This window comes from Streptomyces sp. M2CJ-2, from assembly GCF_016757295.1.
Taxonomy (GTDB): domain Bacteria; phylum Actinomycetota; class Actinomycetes; order Streptomycetales; family Streptomycetaceae; genus Streptomyces.
Genome location: NZ_JAESIF010000247.1, coordinates 1 through 1,067, shown reverse-complemented (window position 1 = coordinate 1,067; position 1,067 = coordinate 1). Strand labels below are relative to the sequence as shown.

1 protein-coding gene is annotated in these 1,067 nt (G+C 70.9%); it reads right to left on the bottom strand.

Features of this window, described 5'->3' with window-relative positions:
* A partial coding sequence (locus tag JL475_RS39110; RefSeq protein ID WP_202282944.1) for a transposase occupies positions 1-1,003 on the bottom strand: 1,003 nt, incomplete at its 3' end.
* Positions 1,004-1,067: the final 64 nt, after the last annotated feature.

The window sequence follows — 1,067 nt, the reverse complement described above, 5'->3', positions numbered from 1 at the left end:
TGCGGAAGGTGTGCTCCAGATCGAATCTGCGCAAGAACGCCTGCCAGCGCAGGTCGACATCCTCGCTGGTCATGCCGGTCTTCGAGGACCACAGCCAGACGGGCAGCGGGTCCTGGCCGCCGGGCAGGTGGTCGACTTCGAGTCGGATCACAGTGCCCTCGATGAGGGGGAGTTCACCGGTGTGGTCGATCCACGCGCTGCGGGTGGTCAGCTTCGGGTGGAGGCGGTCGAAGGCCATCGCCCGGGCGGTGCCGTACCGGTCGGTGACCTGCACCGTCGCCTGGTCCGGCTCGCCCCAGGTGTCGGGCCTGGCGAAGCGGAACTCCGCACCGTGCTTCGGCGGCCGGCCTCCCTGCCTCGGCTGTGTCCAGGTGGCAGGGACGGGCCTGCGCATCACCCGGTCCGCGCGCATCCGCCCCAGGACCTCCACCGGCAGGCCCTTGAGGAGGTAGGCCATGCGCGGGGCGTCGTAGCCGGCGTCGAAGACGACCAGGATGTCCGGGTCGCCGTCCTCCCACTGGCCGCCGTCGATCAGGTCGGCCACCACCCGGCTCACCTGGCGGGCGGTCACCGCGGCGACGTCGTCGTCGGGGCCGAGACGGAGCGCGTCCAGCAGCTGACACCACGAGGTGCGTCCTCTCTCCAGAGCGGCGACGAACGAGTACGGCCAGCCCGGGATCAGCTGGTCACTGGAGCGTCCGCTGCGTCCGTAGACGTGGCAGAACAGGCGGTCCGGGCTGCACGGGGCGTCGGGTCGCAGCCAGTGGCTGACGTCGACGGCGAGGACGAGCCGGTTGTCGGCGGCCTTGGGCTGCGGGAGCACGGCCAGCGCGCGGCGCAACCGGGCGGCGTCGATGCGGCCGTGGTTCAGCGCGTCGTAGAGCGCGCCGTGTCCGCGACGGTGTTCGGCCAGCAGCGTCAGGTCCACCGGCGAGGTCACCGGCCCGTTCTCGCAGAGCATCGCGTCGCAGAGCTCGAACAGGGTGTCACCACGCCGGGTCAGGCAGGCGTAGAGGTCCTCCCGGAAGTGTGATGTGAAGTCGAACGCCTCGTGCCGGACATCGTGA